The organism is Lacibacter sp. H375, from assembly GCF_037892425.1.
Classification (GTDB): domain Bacteria; phylum Bacteroidota; class Bacteroidia; order Chitinophagales; family Chitinophagaceae; genus Lacibacter.
In genome coordinates this window covers 1,549,657-1,568,398 of the sequence record NZ_JBBKTT010000001.1, presented here as the reverse complement: position 1 = coordinate 1,568,398, position 18,742 = coordinate 1,549,657, and the positions used below count along the sequence as shown (strand labels likewise).

Annotated in this window: 10 protein-coding genes; 5 read left to right on the top strand and 5 right to left on the bottom strand. The window is 40.3% G+C overall.

The genetic code is table 11. The features are described 5' to 3' along the window. Window positions 1-7: 7 nt before the first annotated feature. A complete protein-coding gene (locus WG954_RS06875; RefSeq protein WP_340434888.1) occupies window positions 8-2,977 on the bottom strand; it encodes a SusC/RagA family TonB-linked outer membrane protein in 2,970 nt (989 codons plus the stop codon). Between the two features lie 168 nt (window positions 2,978-3,145). Then, complete coding sequence (locus WG954_RS06870; RefSeq protein ID WP_340434886.1) at window positions 3,146-6,037, bottom strand: alpha-amylase family glycosyl hydrolase; 2,892 nt, start codon at window positions 6,035-6,037, stop codon at window positions 3,146-3,148. A 261-nt stretch (window positions 6,038-6,298) separates the two neighbouring features. On the opposite strand from WG954_RS06870, the gene WG954_RS06865 reads away from it, so the two are divergent. Next, a complete protein-coding gene (locus WG954_RS06865) occupies window positions 6,299-7,144 on the top strand; it encodes an AraC family transcriptional regulator (RefSeq protein WP_340434883.1) in 846 nt (281 codons plus the stop codon). Window positions 7,145-7,258: 114 nt separating this feature from the next. Here WG954_RS06865 and WG954_RS06860 read toward each other — a convergent pair whose 3' ends face one another. Continuing rightward, window positions 7,259-8,899, bottom strand: coding sequence for an amidohydrolase (locus WG954_RS06860; RefSeq protein WP_340434881.1), 1,641 nt, complete (start codon window positions 8,897-8,899; stop codon window positions 7,259-7,261). 171 nt (window positions 8,900-9,070) lie between these two features. Here WG954_RS06860 and ligA point away from each other — a divergent pair, with 171 nt between their 5' ends. Continuing rightward, window positions 9,071-11,173: an NAD-dependent DNA ligase LigA gene (gene ligA, locus WG954_RS06855; RefSeq protein WP_340434879.1), complete on the top strand. Its 2,103-nt coding sequence runs from the start codon at window positions 9,071-9,073 to the stop codon at window positions 11,171-11,173. A 64-nt stretch (window positions 11,174-11,237) separates the two neighbouring features. Next, window positions 11,238-11,807 (top strand): NUMOD4 domain-containing protein, encoded by a 570-nt coding sequence (locus WG954_RS06850; RefSeq protein ID WP_340434878.1) that lies wholly within the window; start codon window positions 11,238-11,240, stop codon window positions 11,805-11,807. 91 nt (window positions 11,808-11,898) lie between these two features. Here the strand turns inward: WG954_RS06850 and WG954_RS06845 are convergent, their stop codons facing one another. Both WG954_RS06845 and WG954_RS06840 read right to left on the bottom strand, forming a co-directional pair. Beyond that, complete coding sequence (locus tag WG954_RS06845) at window positions 11,899-13,005, bottom strand: T9SS type A sorting domain-containing protein (RefSeq protein ID WP_340434876.1); 1,107 nt, start codon at window positions 13,003-13,005, stop codon at window positions 11,899-11,901. 26 nt (window positions 13,006-13,031) lie between these two features. After that, window positions 13,032-16,601 carry a hypothetical protein gene (locus tag WG954_RS06840; protein ID WP_340434874.1) on the bottom strand — a complete coding sequence of 1,190 codons (3,570 nt, stop codon included), beginning with the start codon at window positions 16,599-16,601 and terminating at the stop codon, window positions 13,032-13,034. Between the two features lie 389 nt (window positions 16,602-16,990). Between WG954_RS06840 and WG954_RS06835 the strand changes: the two genes are divergently transcribed. Both WG954_RS06835 and WG954_RS06830 read left to right on the top strand, forming a co-directional pair. Next, window positions 16,991-17,920 carry a helix-turn-helix domain-containing protein gene (locus WG954_RS06835; RefSeq protein WP_340434872.1) on the top strand — a complete coding sequence of 310 codons (930 nt, stop codon included), beginning with the start codon at window positions 16,991-16,993 and terminating at the stop codon, window positions 17,918-17,920. Between the two features lie 79 nt (window positions 17,921-17,999). Beyond that, on the top strand, window positions 18,000-18,674 hold the full coding sequence (locus WG954_RS06830; protein WP_340434871.1) for a DUF2461 domain-containing protein: 675 nt from the start codon (window positions 18,000-18,002) through the stop codon (window positions 18,672-18,674). Window positions 18,675-18,742 lie beyond the last annotated feature (68 nt).

Sequence of the window (18,742 nt, the reverse complement as noted above, 5' to 3'; positions counted from 1 at the left end):
TTATTTTTTAGAAATCAAAGTTTAATCCCAGAACGTATGTGCGTGGGCGTGGATAAATAGTATTATCAATGCCGCCTGAAATTTCAGGATCAAGACCTCCATACTTAGTGATCACAAATACGTTCTGAATGTTTGCAGTAATGCGTAACCGAACGTTCTTCGCAATTTCCCCGGCATCATAACCAACGTTGATGTTATCCATACGCAGGAATGAAGCATTCTTCAGATAATAATCAGAGAAATATTGATTGTTCACGAAACCGGTATGCAGGTAATCTTTTGTACCGTTGGCAAGAAAACCAAGCGGGTTAACGATTTGGCGATAAACACCCATGTTTGAGTTAACGTTATCATACATGTAATTGCCAATACTTCCACGCATTACAAAACCGGCAGTAAAGCGATCGATTGTTACATTTGAAGTAATACCTAAAAAGAATTTTGCTTCAGGCGACTGATTAATGTAAAGATCTTTTTCGTTAATGATACCATCACGGTTCAAATCTTCATATAAACCTTCAATGGGTTTATCGTTTGCATCATATATCTGCTTGTATACGTAAAATGATGAAGGGCGTTCGCCAACGATATGGCGTTGAATCGTATTACCAGTTCCTCCGCTGATGCCGCCTACAGCAACGCCGGTAAAGTTCGGATCGGGGTTCACTAACAGGTTCGTGATCTTTGGAACCACATAGGTGAAGTTGGCACCAATTTCCCATTCAATATCTTTTCGGCGCACAGGTACCACATTCAACGTTAATTCTAACCCTTTGCTTTCAATATTCCCTACGTTCGTAAATAACTGGTTCGTGAAATTCGACCCCGCAGGGATAGGGACAGTACTTAACAGATCTTCGGTTTTGCGTATAAAACCTTCAACAGTACCATTGATACGATTGTCAATAAATCCAAAGTCAATGGCAGCGTTCGTATTGGTTGTTGTTTCCCAACGCAACTCAGCATCATATGCTGACGGACGCAACATGTTTACAAAGGAATTTCCTAATTGATACTGCGCCTGGTTGTTACTTAAGTTATAAACCGGAATAAATCCATAGAACGGAATACCATCCTGCTGACCCGTAACACCGTAACCAGCTCTTAACTTAAGGTTTGAAACTACTTTTGAATTTTTCAGGAAATTTTCTTCATTGATCTGCCAAGCCACAGCCGCAGAAGGGAAGAAGCCCCAGCGATTGTCTTTATTAAATTTCGAAGTGCCATCAGTACGTGCATTTAAAGTAACAGTATATCTGTTAGCCAACGTATAAACTAAACGGCCATAATAGGAGATCAAAGTATATCCGGGTGCTTGAGAAATAAAGTTGGGAATTGATCCTGGAACAATATCTCCGTTGTAACGCTTGTCGGGAAAGTTATAACCATAAAATTCAAAGTCCTGGTAACCTGTACCCGCAGTAACATCTACCCGGCTGTTAATAGCTTTGATATTGGAAGCGTAGTTGAAATAGAAATCCAAGAGTTTGTTATTACGCTGTTGGTAATAACGATTATTAGTGCCTTTGCGACGATAATTGTCGGCGGTACTATCTGATACGATATTGATGCCATCGCCCTGCGATACATCATAACCAAGATTGAGATTTGCACGAAGTCCTTTAACGAAAGGCAGCTGGTAATCAAACTGAATATTACCAATGCTGCGGTAAACTTCACTTGTATTTTCCCTGTTGTATAATAAGCCTAAGGGATTGCGGTTTGAAAGCTGTGTTGGTAAACCATCAGGGTCTGTCCATTCCCAATAACCACCATAACGTTTGCTGTTTGAGTTAATTGGTTTTGTTGGATCGAATGTTATAGCATTTCCAATTGCACCTTCATTTGCAAAGAAATTAGTAGTGCGTGAACCTTTCAGGTTCAAATCAACTTTCAGCTTGTTGTTGAAAAAGCTTGGATTCAGATTTAATGCACCGGTCATCCGTTGGAAGTTTCCGGTTTTTAAAATTCCATCCTGGTTAAGATAACCTCCTGAAATACGGAATGGCCATTTACCATTTGCAAAAGCACCTGTTGCACTTAAATTAAAATCCTGTGCAAATGCATTTCTGAAAACCTGATCTTGCCAATCAGTACTTTCTTTCCCTAGCAGTGCTGCTTGAGAAGGAGTGCCTTTTGACGTAACAATTGAACGCACATCATCTGCACTCAATACATCTACTTTACCGGAAGGCGTTTGTACAAAACCCTGTGCACTGAAATTAAAACGTGTTTTTCCTTTCTTACCTTTCTTAGTGGTGATAAGGATAACTCCATTTGATGCACGTGAACCATAAATGGCAGCAGCAGATGGGTCTTTTAAAATAGTAAAGGTTTCGATGTCATTTGGGTTGATCAGGTTCAACGGATTGGCTGCACCTGAAATGCCGCCGTTATCAACAGGCACACCATCAATTACAATTAACGGATCATTACTTGCATTTAATGAAGCGCCGCCACGAATACGGATACGGCTACCACTACCTGGTGCACCGCTGTTTGGTGTGATCTGCACACCTGCTACTTTACCTGCAATCAATTGTTCAGGTGTTTGAATTGCACCTTTTACAAAGTCTTTTGAAGATACAGTTGCCACAGAGCCAGAGAGATCTCGCTTACGTTGTGTACCATAACCTACAACAACAACTTCGTTAAGTGTGCCTTGAGCCGCAGCAAGTGAAATGGCAAAATCAGTTTGCGCACCCACTGTTAATTCATAAGTTGTAAAACCAACAGATGAAATTACAAGTACAGCGTTGTTGTTATCAACAGCAATTCTGAAATTACCACCGGCATCAGTGGTGGTACCAATGTTGGTACCTCTAATTGTTACGGAGGCGTTTGCAACCGGGGTGCCGTCTTTACTGTCGGTCACTTTCCCTGTTACAGTTTTACCTTGCGCAAACACGTTCATTGCTAAAACCATCAGCATTAGAGCCAAGGCCCCTGCTCTGGCAAGCAGACGATGAAGGGTCATAATCAATAGTTGGGGTTTTGAGATTTACAATTTATATCTATCACAGCAACCTTATAATTTCTGTTGACGATTATCAGTTATCAGTAACACAACTTTCAACAAAAAAAATTCAGCCCTGTTTTCTAATCCAAAAAATTAAGGCAGCATAGTAAGACAAACCCTGTAGCCTTACTGCTGCACCAATACCTTTTCGTAACGCACAAGATTATCAACCCGCACCTGCAACACGTATTGGCCTGCCGTTAAAGGCATGCCGGCAAAACTGTTGCGATCCATTTCAAACACCTGGTAACCTTTTAACTGGAAACCCATATTCTTTGAAACTATCACCTGTCCTTGTATATTGATCAACTGCACACTTACCTTTCCACTCTTCGGCAATTCATATTTTACAATTGCCGATTGCTGTACGGGGTTAGGATAAATGCTTAAACTAAAATCTGTATTTGTAGCGATAATATCTCTGACGTTTGTCACCACACCACCTGATACATTTTGATTGAGATAAATTTTGAATTGCCCGGGTGCAAGTGTTACCACCTGTTGGTTGCCCGAAACAGTAATTGTACCTCCATTCGTATAATCGTAGAATGTTCCGTTTGCCGGGAATGTAACAGTAGGTGTTTGTTGAACAACATCAAAGTTTGCAACCACCACATATTTTAAATCGGCATGATCAACAACAATTGTCTTAACCAGATTTGTTCCGAGGTTTGTTCCTAAAGCAAGATTTGGTGTGCGGAATGTATTCTTGTAGAGATTACGCAGTTTAGCCATTGCGCTATATGTTTCAAACAAGCGCTTGCGACGAACCTGTTGATAGTAATCCCACCTGAGCGGTTTATTGCCTAAACGGCCACCAAAATTGATATCATAATCATAACCTAATTCTCCAAACTGCCAGATCATTTTCGGACCAGGCAAACCCATCAACACTGCGGCCATTGCTTCAGTGCGATAAAGACCAACTGTGGTATCTCTTACGTTGTGTGCGCCGTTCGATATGTTTCCTGAATTGATATTTTCATACATGATGCGTTGTTCATCATGGCTTTCAGCATACGTAATAAGATGTGGCTTATCGTTAAATGAAACATCACTCCAAAAACTTCTGTTTTTCCAGAATGCCCTGTTGATGTCTGTTTCGGTTGAAAGTCCTTTTGTGTTTCGTGCAAAATTGTAATTCATGATTCCCCATAACATCATACCACGTTTGGCCAGCTCTGCTTCTTCATCATCATTACCCAAATGTTCAAGAATGCAATAAGAACCCGGACTCACCACCTGCATACTGTCGTAATAACGTTGCCAGATGTTCACACGATCTTGATTGTATTGACCCCACACATTTACATCAGTTGTAAAATTATTGGTGAATCCTTTGCTCAGATCCCAACGGAAACCATCAATACGATATTCGGTTAACCAATGACGGATGAAACGTGCTACATGATATTTCGTTGGCTCAACGTTATGGTTGAAATCGTGAAATACATTAAAAGGATGTTGTGCTGTTTCGTAGAAGTAAGGGTTGTTTGCTGCTGTTTGATTTGCCGATGAATTCCACCACATCGAAGCTAAAGGCGATGCGCCTGTTGCATGATTGAACGCTATATCCTGTATCACAGCAATACCTAAATTATGTGCCTGATCAATGAACGCTTTCAATGCATTCTTGCTGCCATAATATTTGTCAGGTGCAAAGAAATACATCGGGTTGTAACCCCAGCTTTCATTTCCATCAAACTCATTGATAGGCATCAACTCAACAGCATTGAAGCCAAGATTTTTTATATAGTTGAGTGTGTCTTTTAATGTTTGCCAATTATGTGTAGAAACGAAATCACGAACCAGCAATTCGTAAACCATCAGATCTTTCTTATCTGGACGAACATAACTTCCGCTGCTGGTCCAGTTGTAGGTTGCTTCACCAGGAATGATTACACCCACCATGCCGCCTGTTGTTTTTCCTGTTGGATAAGCAGGCATGTTTGGATAGGTAGATGATTGGATGTACTGATCATTATTCGGATCGAGCACCAGTTCGCTATACGGATCTGCAATGCGTATGGCATCATCAACAATATATTGGAACCGGTATTGTGCTCCTGCTGTAAGGCCTGTTACTTCTGTCCAGAAATAATCACCGTCTTTTTTCATTTGTCCGGAACATGTTTGTGTCCAGTTATTAAAATCACCAATAAGGGAAACTTTAGTTTTTAACGGAGCATATAAAATGAAAACTGCTTTTGTATTATTGTCTTCAAACGTAATTCCGTCTTTGCGACCTGCAGGTCTTGCACCTGTTGGGTTACTTGCCTGTGGTACAAAAAAGTTGAATGTATCACGTTTGATGTTGCCGTTATCGTTAGCCTCTAATGTAATCTGCTGCTCACAGGTTGTGGTTACGTTAGCCGAACCATTTATGATTTGCGCTGCAGTTGCTGTTGCAATTTGAACACCATTAAAGCGCAATGTAAGATTTGCATTTTTAGATGATACTGCTGTTACGGGAACAGTAAATGGTGGCGTTCCTGCAGTAAGCGGTTCTGCAGTGGGAACATACGTTGGCTGCATTGCAGGCGAAGTAAACTTTACAGCAAATTCATTGGCCGGATGAACTTTAATATACATGTCGCTGCCATCGATATTACGTTGTACCAATGTTCCGGCTTCGTTGCGGAATAAAATAGTAATGTAATGAATTGCTTCGCCGGCCTGTACTCCATAATAGCTACGGATGTTATTGATGGTAAATTGCCAGGTATTAGGTTTGTTAACAGGATCGGGGCGTGTAGCAACCGGAGCGTTTGAGGTACCCCATGAACCTTTTGTGTATTTCCAGTCGGTAGCAGAAGTGCTGGCAGATGTTATAACACCAGTATGGAGATAAACAGCCCCTGTAAAACCTTGTAACCCTTTATTGCCTTTCGTGGCATCCATTGTTATAACAATGGTGCTTACATCGGCAGGAAAAGCGACATCCGTGGATAATAATTGCGCATAGCCCGCATGAACTGCAAAGCAGAATAGAACAAATGCAAGCAAAATTTTTCTCATAACGCAATCCTTTTACATCAAACCAGTAAAACCAATGATCAATGAAATTTGTTGGATTATCGTTGTGATTGCAATCAGTAAGAAAGATTCTTAGTCTTTTATATAACAGCCTTTCGCTAAATCAACACCCTCTTCAGTTCCGCAATCAAAACTTGTACAAAACTAGACTATGGTTGTGGCCTCAAATTGAACTAAAATTCCAATTTATGGCACTATATTGCCAACTTATCCTATTTTTACTTTGTAACCTGATTGACAATTATGAAGGCCGAACTCGAAAAAATTGTTCCCGGTAACGACAAACCCGTGTTGGTTGCTTACCCCATGAGCCTGCCCTATCTTGAGTTTTACTGGCATCATCATCCCGAATACGAGCTCACTTTTAAGATCAATGTGTCGGGCAAACGCATTGTTGGTGATAGTTATGAAGAATTTGAACCCGGCGACCTGGTGCTGATTGGGCCTGATCTCCCACACACCTGGGTATCAGACAAAAAAGTAAGGGATAAATCCTGCGATTTTGTGGTGATCCAGTTTTCCGGTTCACTGTTCAACAGCTTTACCGGCTTACCGGAATTCGAGAATATTAAGCGGCTGTTGCAAAGTTGCCGTCACGGACTACATTTTAAAAACAGCAAGCCGTTTAAAGAATTGATCCTGTCGCTACCCGGCAAAACAGGTGTTGAAAAAATAACAGGGTTGATCGATCTCCTGAATCAATTGTCACAACAAAAAGGAAGAAAACTTGCATCGGCGGAGTATGATATCTCCCAGGCCAAAAACAGCGAGCCACGTATTAATAAGGTATGTACTTATGTTGAACAGAATTTTGCGAAGCCCATCACCATTAATGATGCAGCTTCCATTATCAATATTTCACCAAGTGCGTTTTGTAAGTTTTTTAAACGTGCAACTGGTAAAACATTTTCCGATTATGTAAATGATCTGCGTGTGGGATATGCCTGTTATCAATTACTTGAAACGGATAAGCAGATCTCCACCATTGCACGCAGTGCAGGTTTTGAATCGCTCACTTATTTCAATCGTGTGTTTTCACGAAAGAAACACAGCACGCCAAGAGAATTCAGGAACGAAGCTGTGTATTAATTTCCCCATTATTTACTCCGGGGCTAAAGTTCATTTTGAATTATTTAATTAACCCTTTCTTTAAGCACGGGTTAATTAAATAAAATCAGTTGGCTTTAACCTTGATCAAGCAATCTATTTTGAAAAAACCGTTTCGCCGCCACAAATAGTTTTGAGCACAGTTGTTTTCAACACCTGCTCGAATGTTGCAGTCATTAGATCAGTATCGAGCAAAACAAAATCAGCAAACTTTCCTTTTTCAATACTTCCTTTTTCCGCTTCTTCAAAATTTGAACGTGCTGCCCAAATGGTCATACCACGCAATGTTGCCTCTCTTGTTAATGCATTTTCTGTTTGATAACCTTGCTCAGGCCATCCCCTTGCATCTCTGCGGAACACGGCTGCGTAAAATGTTTTGAGTGGATCAATATCTTCCACGGGAAAATCTGTTCCAAGTGGTATCCATCCATTTTGTTTCAACAGATCATTAAATGCATAAGCACCTTTCACTCGTTTGGAGCCGAGACGTTGTTCGGCCCAATACATATCACTTGTTGCATGTGTTGGTTGCACACTGGGCACAATGCTGTATTTGCCAAACAAGTTGAAATCATTTTCATTTACCACCTGTGCATGCTCAATGCGCCAGCGCAGATCGTTGGTTTCTTTTAAATATTTACCATAGATATTTAAAATAGTTCTGTTGCCACTATCACCAATTGCATGTGTACACATCTGGAAACCTTTTGCATACAATAATGCTGCGACCGAATCAAAATGTTCAGGATTACTTAACAAGAAACCGGTATGCCCGGGTTTATCTGCATATGGCTCCAGCAAACATGCTCCTCTTGAACCAAGTGCACCATCACCATAAACTTTAAAGCTTCTTACATTTAACCGATCTGTTTTTATTTTACCACGCTCAAAAATGGCGTCATAATTTTTCTTTGCATCACTCAACATCACATACATGCGCATCTTTAATGCTCCGCTCTGGTTTGCTTTTTCAATATTCAATACATCTGTATAATCCAACCCACAATCAACAACAGAAGTTAAGCCTGCAGCAAAACAATTTTTCTGTGCTGCTAATAAACCTTCTGTAATTTGTTCGGCTGTTGCTGCCGGAATTTTCGCTGATACAAGATCGATAGCATTATCGATCAACACACCCGTTGGTTTTCCGTTTGCCACAAACACATCGCCGCCGGTAAGTTTTGTGTTAGCATTGATACCGGCTTGCTGTAACGCAAGATCATTTACTACTGCAGCATGACCATCGACTCTCGTTAATAAAACAGGATTATCGGGAAACAATTGATTCAACGAATCATTCACAGGGAATTCTTTTACCTCCCAATCGTTCTGGTCCCAACCTCTGCCAATGATCCATTCACCTTTTTGCAAACTGTGTTCAGCAGCATGCTTTTTTAACCTGTTCAAACAGTCTCTCCAACTTGTAGTGCCCGTAAGATCGGCTGTGCGTAAGCCCAACCCATAGCGATAGAAATGTGCATGTGCATCAATAAAGCCAGGATATAAATATTTTTCTTGCAGATCAATGACCTCTTTGGCATCGAACGTTTTTTGCAGATCGGCAGATGTACCTGTGGCAATGATCTTTCCGTCCTTTACAGCCACTGCTTGGGTTTTGGAAAAAGCAGAATCAATAGTGTAAACCGTTCCGTTGATAAGCAAAGTATCAACTTCAGTTTTGGAATTACACTGTGAGAACACAATCGTTACGGCAATAAGAAGAAACAATCTGATCATAATAAATGGTTGTGATGGTATAACCCAAAAGAACAAAGATTGTTTATACCAGCCTGAATGAATATTTTTTATGGTTTTTCTTTCGGACAAATGGAAACAATAAAATGAGCATGTTAATTTAATTTGTTTTGTCCATCATCCTTGTATTTTTACTGCCTGATTTTATTTCTTATGTATTCAGCCGATAATACCAAGCAATTGCAGCAAAGCACGACAAGCCTACTGCATCAACTGAAAAGTTCATCTATCAAAGAAGAACAACTCGAAGAATTGAGAAGCGCTCTTCGCTTTCATGAATATCGTTATTATATTCAGAACGATCCGCTCATCAGCGATTTTGAATATGACCAGTTATACAAAGCGTTGGAAAAGATCGAAGCTGCCAACCCTTCGCTCATTACAAGCGACTCACCTACTCAACGTGTAGCAAAAGGCTTGGGAAATGACTTTAAGAAAGTACAGCATCTTGTCCCGATGCTCAGCCTTGAAAACTCATACGATGCAGATGATCTTATTGATTGGGATCGTAAAGCAAAAGAAGCAAGCGGCCTCGATAATATTGAATATTGTGTAGAGCCCAAATTTGATGGTGCCAGTATTTCTCTTATTTATGAAGATGATAAATTGGTTCGTGCTGCCACCCGTGGCGATGGAACTGAAGGCGAAGAGATCACCACCAATGTACGGCAGATACGGTCCATTCCATTATCCGCTGATTTTTCGAAGTTCGCCATCAAACAAATTGAAATACGTGGAGAGATATTGATGAGTAAGAAAAATTTTAAAGCCTATAACGATCAACTGGCTGAAGATAATCTACCTCCACTTGCAAATCCACGTAATGCAGCCAGCGGTAGCTTACGTATAAAAGATGCAAAAGAAGTTGCCCGCAGAAATCTTGAAGCTTTTTTATATCATGTTGGATATGTGGCAATGGTTGACCGAAAACAATCGACATACGATGTATTACACACGCATAGTGGCGCATTGAAAATGATGTGGGAGCTTGGCTTCCGTAGTCCTGAAAAAGAAAAAAAGATCTGCAAAGGCATACAGGAAGTAATTGACTACTGCAACGAGTTTGAACAGAAACGTGATACGTTGCCGTATGAAATTGATGGCATGGTAATTAAAGTCAATGATCTGCAGTTGCAGGATCAAATGGGGATGACGAGCCATCACCCACGCTGGGCAATTGCTTATAAATTCAAAGCAAGACAGGGAACCAGTAAGCTCCGTGCAGTTGAATATCAGGTTGGTCGCACAGGTGCAGTTACCCCGGTTGCCAAAATCGATCCGGTTGCAATTGGTGGTGTAACGGTAACGAGTATCTCATTACATAACCAGGATTTTATTGCCGAGAAAGACCTGATGCTGGGCGATACTGTTTTGGTAGAACGTGCAGGTGATGTAATTCCTTACATCGTTAAATCAATGGCTGAGCTGCGTACAGGTAAGGAAGAAAAGATCATCTTCCCCACACATTGCCCTGTTTGTAACAGTGTGTTGGTAAAGCCGGAAGAAGAAGCTGTGTGGCGTTGCAATAATTATCAATGTGAAGCGCAGGTAGTTGAACGCATTATTCATTTCAACAGTAAAGATGCCATGGATATTCGTGGTATGGGCGATGCGAATGTTCGGAAGTTTTATGAACTCGGTTTTTTGAAAGACATTCCATCGTTATATCGTTTGCCATATGATAAGATAAAAGCATTAGAGGGTTACGGCGCAAAGAGTGTTGATAATCTGCAAACGGCAATTGAAAACTCAAAGAAGCAACCGTTATTCCGTTTGATCTATGCACTGGGTATTCGTTTTGTGGGCGAAGCAACTGCAAAGACATTAGCTAATTCAACCAAACATCTTTTAGATATTGCCGGAAAAACTTTGGAAGAATTACAACAGTTGGAAGATATTGGTCCGAGAGTTGCAGGAAGTATTCATGATTTTTTCAGCAACCAACAGAACCTGCAATTATTGAAAGAACTGGAAGAACTTGGTTTGCAATTAAAGAACGAGCAGAAAGAAAGTAAACATGAAGGCAATTTAACAGGCGTTACTTTTTTATTTACAGGAACATTGCCTACCTTGAAGAGAAGTGTTGCAGAGCAAATGGCAGAAGAACATGGTGGAAGTATACTGAGTGGTGTGAGTGCGAAATTAAATTATCTTGTTGTGGGTGAAGATGCAGGCAGCAAGCTGGAAAAAGCAAAGAAGATCAGCACAGTAAAAATTATAACAGAAGAAGAATTCCTGGCACTGTTAAAAAATTAATATAGGATTTCACTTGCAGGTACAGGGTTTGCTGTTGTATATTTAATATCTCCAATCTTTTTGTATGATTAAGAAACTTCCCGGAGAAAAATGGAAACAATTGCAATTTGCCGGTTGGAAACAATTACGACGCAAATATGCTGTTTCAAATCTCGGCCGTTGTGCCAGTTTTACTTCTGATGTTTCAGAAGATGGAAAATTACTCAATGGTTCCATTACAACCGGTTACCGTACGTTAAACCTGCACCGGGCAGACAATAAAGGAACGATCTATCTGCACCGTGAAGTAGCAAAACTTTTTTGTGCGAAACAATCAGCAAAAAATAAGTTTGTGATTCACCTCAATCATAACAAAAAAGATAATCGTGCAGCCAATCTGAAATGGGCAACGCTTGAGCAAATGTCTGCTCATCAACAAAAAAGCCCGCAAAAGATCGCTTATAAAAAATTACAGAAAGAACGCAGCAGCACACAAAAAGGATTGAAGCTTTCTCCGGTACAGGTTAAGACCATCAAAAAAATTATTCAGGACCCTAACCGTAGTGTTACTTACAAGCAGTTGGCAAAAAAGTACAGCGTAAGTGAAATGACCTTGTACAGGATAAGAAGCGGCGAAAACTGGGGAGCAGTTTAATTTTATTAATAACAAATAGCAAACAATAAGGCCACACATTTCTGTATGGCCTTTTTTTGGAACCTCTAAAAACGGACTAAACATTTATACATTACTGTTTGATGATTGTTTCTGAATAAATCTTGCTGTTGTTTGATACAAGTTCAATCACATAAATACCGCCTGATAATTTGCTTACCTGGTCAACCAACTGAATGGTGTTAGTACCTGCGGTTGTTACCTGGCGTTTATTATAGACCATTACACCTGTCATGTTGTAGATCTTCACTTCCAATGTAGCGCCTTCTTCTTGCTCAACCTGAACATTTAACTGGCTGCTGAATGGGCTTGGCCAAACCTGCGCTTTTGCTTGTTTTACAAGCCGGATAGCAATCGTATTAGAATAACTGTATTTACCATCTGTGTCAACCACTTTAATACGATAAAACAAAACCGGCTTTGTTGCAATTGTTCTTATATCATCAGATGAAGTGTAAGATGTAGATGATGAAGTGTTACCAGCAGCTTTTGATTCGCCAATTGCAGAAAAGCTACGGCCATCAACGCTACGTTCAATCACAAATTTTTCGGTATTGTATTCACTTTCAGTTACCCATTTCAGTTTCACAGTTGAGGCATTACTTGTGCTTCCTAAATGAACTGAACGTACCGGCAACGAAGCCCCAGCTGCAACAGTAAAACTTTTACTTACATTATCGTTACCTGTTGATGCGTTAGCTGTAGTAATAGGCACTGTACGGTCTACATTCAGGGTTACAATTTCGCCAGCAGGTGTAGTTGTATTTGACGTTGGCTTAACGTTAAGATAAAAATCGAACACATCGCCAGCTTCAAGCGGTACACTGTTAGTCAACTGCATTACATAGTTCGAAGCATCACTGTAGGTTACCGAAAACTGTGAAGTAGCAACCAAGCTTATAAAGTTGTAAAAGGGGTTGAACTGTACAGTATAAGTTAATGCACCGGCAGGTATTGTACCAGTTACACCGGGCACGGCACTGTTATTTGCCACTCTGAATTTAAACACTGTGTTTCCGGCGATGTTTGTACCAATAGGCGAAGGGTCTGTTGGCGATTGTTGAGTTATTGTAATCACCGCAGGATCTGCATCTGTTGCCGTTAATTGGGCAACGGATGAGTTAATGAAAAGTATTGTACTTAATACAAGTGCTATGCTATATGATAAAATCGTTTTCATATAAAAGAATTTAGAGGTTGTTAGAATTAGAAAATATTAAGAATACGGTCAACAAGGTTATTATTGAAATTGGTTTCTGTACCAGAACCGGCTATGATCGATACGTTGAAATTATCTGTACCACGTGATGCACCGGTCACTACTTTCAACTTCACTGCAATTGAACTTAAGCCTGATGCACTGATGTTTTTACCAGGTTTTAGTGTAAAAAGCATTTGTGTACTTGAATTGGTAGTTAAATCCCAATCGGCATTATTTACAGTTATTAATCCCGGCACATTGGCTGATGAAGCTGCATCATCAAACGTATAAACAAAATTGTCTGATTTTAAAACACGTACACGTACAGGAACGGCTGCGTTATTTGTTGGATTGCCTGCAATTTCACTTACGTCTATTACAATCACTCGTTCTGTTTGACTGGCAATGCTAAAGCCCGTTGATGAAACACGAGTAGAAGGTGTTAAATCCGGCACTGCAGGAGAGGCAATACCACCAAATTCGTTCGGCTTGGTATCTAATCCGCCATTGTTAGCGATACCGTCACCATCAGGATCTGTTGGATTATCAACTCTTCCGTCGCCGTCCTGATCAAGGAAACCATGACCGCCCTCAACAATATCTTTAGTACCATCATTGTCACTGTCAAGATCTCGGTAGTCTGGTGTACCATCAGCATCTGTATCTTTTGGTGCAGGTGTAGCAGCATCACCAAACAGGTTATCATTACCATCTGCGCTATCCTGAATACCATCGCCATCCGCATCAGGTCCATCGACCACACCATCATTATCCGCATCAATTAATCCGGGGTGACCACTTTCAACTAAGTCCCCAATACCATCGTTATCGCTATCAAGATCACGGAAGTCAGGAACATTATCGCCATCTGTATCTCTTGGTGCAATTTCACCGGCATCGCCAAATACTGCATCATTTCCATCGGCACTATCCTGAATACCATCACCGTCCGCATCAGGTCCGTCAACAACACCATCGTTATTTGCATCGATCAAGCCTGGGTGACCGCTTTCGATAATATCGTTAATACCATCGTTGTCACTATCAAGATCACGGAAGTCAGGAACATTATCGCCATCTGTATCTTTTGGTGCTGTTTCATTTGCATCACCAAATACAGCATCATTGCCATCAGCACTATCTTGAATGCCATCGCCATCTGCATCTGGCCCATCAACAATACCATCATCGTTTGCATCGATTAATCCGGGATGACCGCTTTCGATAATATCATTGATGCCATCGTTATCACTATCAAGATCACGGAAATCAGGAACGCTATCACCGTCGGTATCTTTTACTGCAGGGTTGTTTGCATCGCCAAACACTGCATCATTTCCATCAGCACTATCCTGGATTCCGTCACCATCAGCATCAGGTCCATCAACAACACCATCATTGTTTGCATCGATCAATCCAGGATGACCACTTTCAATAATATCATTAATGCCATCATTATCACTATCAAGATCGAGGTAATCTGGTTTGGCATCGCCATCTGTATTCTTTAATGTGTAGTTGACAGATGCATTGCTGTTATCATTTGTTTCAACAGCGTTGGCCATACCGTTGTTGCCTTTTGGCACAGATGCATCGATTACACCGTCATTATCTGCATCCAAAGTTGCGACGGTGGCCGCATCAATACCTGATTCGTTAATATCATTAATGCCATCGTTATCACTATCAAGATCCTGGTAGTTCGGAACACCATCACCATCAAAATCATCGTTGGTTGGATCGCCATCGTTATTAGCATCTTCCACCACATCTGCAATACCATCGTTATCGCTGTCTGCATCGCAAGCATCAGCAACACCATCAGCATCTGTATCTTTTATTGGAGATTTGAAACTGTTGCCATTGCAGTTATCACAAGCATCAGGAATTCCATCACCATCTGTATCGATACTGTTGTCGCCACTTGGGCAGGCATCAAAACAATCAGGTGTACCATCGCCATCAACATCAGTAATAACGAAAGCATAATAGATGCGGTAATTACCACCGAGACTTGCACCAAGCAACCCTTGATCAAACTGGATCTGGATGCGGTTAAATTGTGCAGATGGCGTAAAGCCCAATGTAGTTAACCCTGCAGAACCACTTAACACGCCCGCAGTGAGTAATGCAGCTCCTGTTTTTTCTTCAACAAACGTACTGCCGTTAAATACACGGATCTTTACACCGCCAAGTAAGCTTACATCAACAAGAGCTCCTTCTTTAGCGATTACGAACCCAGCAAAACTGTTTGCAGGAAACAGCGGACCATCGTTCTGCACAGTAAATCTTGCGCCGCCGCCTAACAGATTCAGCAATGGATTATAGCTTGCATAATCGGTTAAAGAAGGAGTTACAATGTTGCTTGTATTTGAAATGGAACCAAGAGACAATAAACTTCCATAGAAACCTGTGGCAGAGCCAACGATTTCGCCTGTATAAGGTGAAGGCTTGTCTGTTGTTAAAGCCTGTGTGCAATCGCCGCAACCATTAGGTTCTTCAAATGCGTAGAAAATACGAAGCGCACCTAATGTAACGCCAACAGGCTGGTTCACACGCAGCTTAACTTCATTGAAGTTTTTTGTTGTAGTAAAGCCAAGCTTAATTTTTTGATTTGAATTGAAGCCAAGAGCCGATACACTCAACAATCCACTTCCGCTGCTGAAGGTTTGCGACTCCTGCAAAGTGCCGAATAAATAAGTTTCAATAGTGATCGTATTTAAGAGGTTAGCATCAAGAATAGTATTTGCCTGGTCAGGCGCAATTACAAAACCTGCTTTATTACCTGCAGGATAAATATTTTTTTCATCTAACACACCCACAGATACTGTACTGAGTGCAGCAGCAGGCATGGTTAATGTGGCGTAGTTATTTTTATCTGCATCAACAAGGTTGTTACTGTTGATCAAAGCACATAATGCACAAACAAGACCACCATTGTAAGTAACAGTAGTGCCATTGCCTTGAATGGCATCATCACAAATTGCATTGTTTTCAAGTGTGCCGCAATTGGGATCAAATGCCATAGCGTAATACACTCTTACTTCGCTAAGTACTGAGGCAGTTGAAGAAAATATAAAACGCACTTCATCAAATGACTGGCTTGTTTCAAAATAGAGATAGGCACGTCCGGTGCTGCCACCCAAAACGGGTGTTGCTTTCAATGTTACGCCTGTTGCGGTTTGCTGTAACACATCATCCTTATATGTTGAGATGCTGATTGCATTCAACACGTTTACATTGAGATCGTTTCCTAATGCAACAACAAATCCGGCATAATAACCTGCAGGATAATCAGCCGATGTTTGCTTTACAGTAATACCGTTACCGTTAACAAGCGAAGCAAATTGCGATAGGTTTGCGAAATTGTTTTTGTCAGCATCTGTTACATTGTTGATACCTGTGCGGTCGCAATCAAGACAGATGAGTGAGTTCCTGATTGGATTAACCTGGGTACCAAAACCGGTAATTGGTTTATAACATTCACTGCCATTTTGAGCGAAAGCAGGGAGGATCCACAAAGAAATGAGCATAAAGAGCAGCCCTCTCTTTGCGAGATGTAAAAATTGAGACATAATTATTTTTTTAGAGGTTATAATTATGGCCTCACAGGATAGAGTACGATTTTACATTAGCGGAATTTGATAGGTATACAGATTAAAAAGAGAAACTGCAGAATCGAATAATAATAACTGACCATACAAAGTTTGCTCGCTTTTTTAAGGATTGCTATACACTAAAAGTTCAAGTAATACACCTAAAAGTCCAAGCTTTAGAAAACTGTATTTGGCCTTCAGGTTTTCATAAAAAATCAACTAAGTGTAACTACCTATGCGTCATTGATATAAGAATTTAGCAAGCTCAAAAAGAGTATTTCTCCTTTTTTTTTTAATTGGAAATCTCTTTAATATTATGTTTCGTAAATATCCTTTGAAGATTGATTACCTAACCAAACCTGAAGAAAATGCCACAATCTTTCACCAACCTTTCAGTACAAAAAACAGCATTAAAAGCTATTTTGTCCCAACCTGCCTATTGCTTAAAAGACTACCAACTTGAAGAAGGCCTCATTTTAAGACACATGCTTCTGAATGATCCCGATGCTGAATCTTTCGGATTCCTGCTGAGCGCCAACATTAAAGACAACGATTACTTTTTTGCTTATTGCCCAAACGATGAAACAGGTAAGCAACTGTCTGCCTATTACAATACTAATTATGAAGGGCCTGTTAAGCGTTTCTTTTATAGCGAGTTTGCTCATAAAGAAACACCAGTATCACAAAAAGAGATTTTTGTTTTTATCATCAACAGTAACTGGATCAAATCCAACTACAACTGTTCTGCAGACGCATTTGCTGCATATATTGATATGCTTCCGATTCTATTCAATATTGCAGACAATCCAACCTTAATGAAAATTGATATGTTATACTACCTGAAAGCAATTAAGGAGATCACACAACAAAATGAGCACGTAAACATCCTCCGACTGCGTGTTAATGTATTATCACTGATCGAAAAATTTTTCTCATCAGCCGACTTCTCAGCATTTAATGCAGCTACACCCAAAAAATACTCTTATACCAAGGAAATGCATGATCTCGGAGCACGCCTGTCAATGTTTCTGAAAAGTAACCTCCCTGACCTTATCATTTTTGCCAGGGAATACAATATGAGTCTCAGTTCACTCAAAAGACATTTTAAAAATGTACATGGCAAACCGATTTATGAATATTACCTGGAACAAAAAATGATGCTGGCAAGGAATATTATTCAAGACTCACGGCGTTCAGTTGCACAAGTGGCTTATGAGCTCGGGTATGAAGACCCGAATTGCCTCATAAAGTCATTCAAAAAAGTCTATGGCGTACCGCCCGGTAAAATATGTGCATAGCCGTTTAAACTATTCTTACAGCAAAGCGTTTTGAAAAGCAATAAAGATTTTGTCAATTTGTTTTTTCAAAACGCTTTTTATGCTGCAACTTTCCACGCTCAAATTTCTAAAAGATTTAAAGAAGAATAACAACAAACCCTGGTTCGATGCAAATCGTAAAGCTTACGATGCAGCTAAAGCCGACTTCATTGCATTTATTGATACCGTAATTGAAAAACATGGTAAGAAAGATCCTTCCATTGCACACCTCGCTGCAAAAGATTGCATTTTCCGGATAAACCGTGATGTACGTTTCAGTAAGGACAAAAGCCCGTACAAAACAAACATGGGTGCATACATGAATAAGGACGGGAAAAAAGGAATGACTGCCGGTTACTATTTTCATTTTGAACCAGGTGCTGCATTTGGAGGCGGCGGTTTATATGTGCCGCCACCTGAATTCTTAAAAAATGTGCGGCAGGAAATAGATTATAACTGGAAAGAATTTCAGAAGATCATCAACAATAAAAAATTCAAAGCTGTCTTTGGCGATCTGTCTACAGAAGGTGATATGAAATTGGCTAGACCACCAAAAGGTTATGAAGCCGACAATCCAGCCATTGAATATTTGAAATTAAAAAGCTGGATTGCTATGCAAAAATTTTCCGATGCCGATCTTACATCGAAAGACCTGGTTAAAAAAGTATGTACCAATTTTGAAACACTGCAACCACTGCTGTTGTTTTTGAATGAAGGATTACATGCCGGTGAATAAAATCATAACTCTATTAATTAAGAGAGCGCTTCAATTGAAACGCTCTCTTTTTTCGTTACGTTTTTTCC

Coding starts and splice junctions, on each gene's coding strand:
- WG954_RS06875 (WP_340434888.1), bottom strand. CDS start 2,977: ATGACCCTTCATCGTCTGCTTGCCAGAGCAGGGGCCTTGGCTCTAATG.
- WG954_RS06870 (WP_340434886.1), bottom strand. CDS start 6,037: ATGAGAAAAATTTTGCTTGCATTTGTTCTATTCTGCTTTGCAGTTCAT.
- WG954_RS06865 (WP_340434883.1), top strand. CDS start 6,299: ATGAAGGCCGAACTCGAAAAAATTGTTCCCGGTAACGACAAACCCGTG.
- WG954_RS06860 (WP_340434881.1), bottom strand. CDS start 8,899: ATGATCAGATTGTTTCTTCTTATTGCCGTAACGATTGTGTTCTCACAG.
- ligA (WP_340434879.1), top strand. CDS start 9,071: ATGTATTCAGCCGATAATACCAAGCAATTGCAGCAAAGCACGACAAGC.
- WG954_RS06850 (WP_340434878.1), top strand. CDS start 11,238: ATGATTAAGAAACTTCCCGGAGAAAAATGGAAACAATTGCAATTTGCC.
- WG954_RS06845 (WP_340434876.1), bottom strand. CDS start 13,005: ATGAAAACGATTTTATCATATAGCATAGCACTTGTATTAAGTACAATA.
- WG954_RS06840 (WP_340434874.1), bottom strand. CDS start 16,601: ATGTCTCAATTTTTACATCTCGCAAAGAGAGGGCTGCTCTTTATGCTC.
- WG954_RS06835 (WP_340434872.1), top strand. CDS start 16,991: ATGCCACAATCTTTCACCAACCTTTCAGTACAAAAAACAGCATTAAAA.
- WG954_RS06830 (WP_340434871.1), top strand. CDS start 18,000: ATGCTGCAACTTTCCACGCTCAAATTTCTAAAAGATTTAAAGAAGAAT.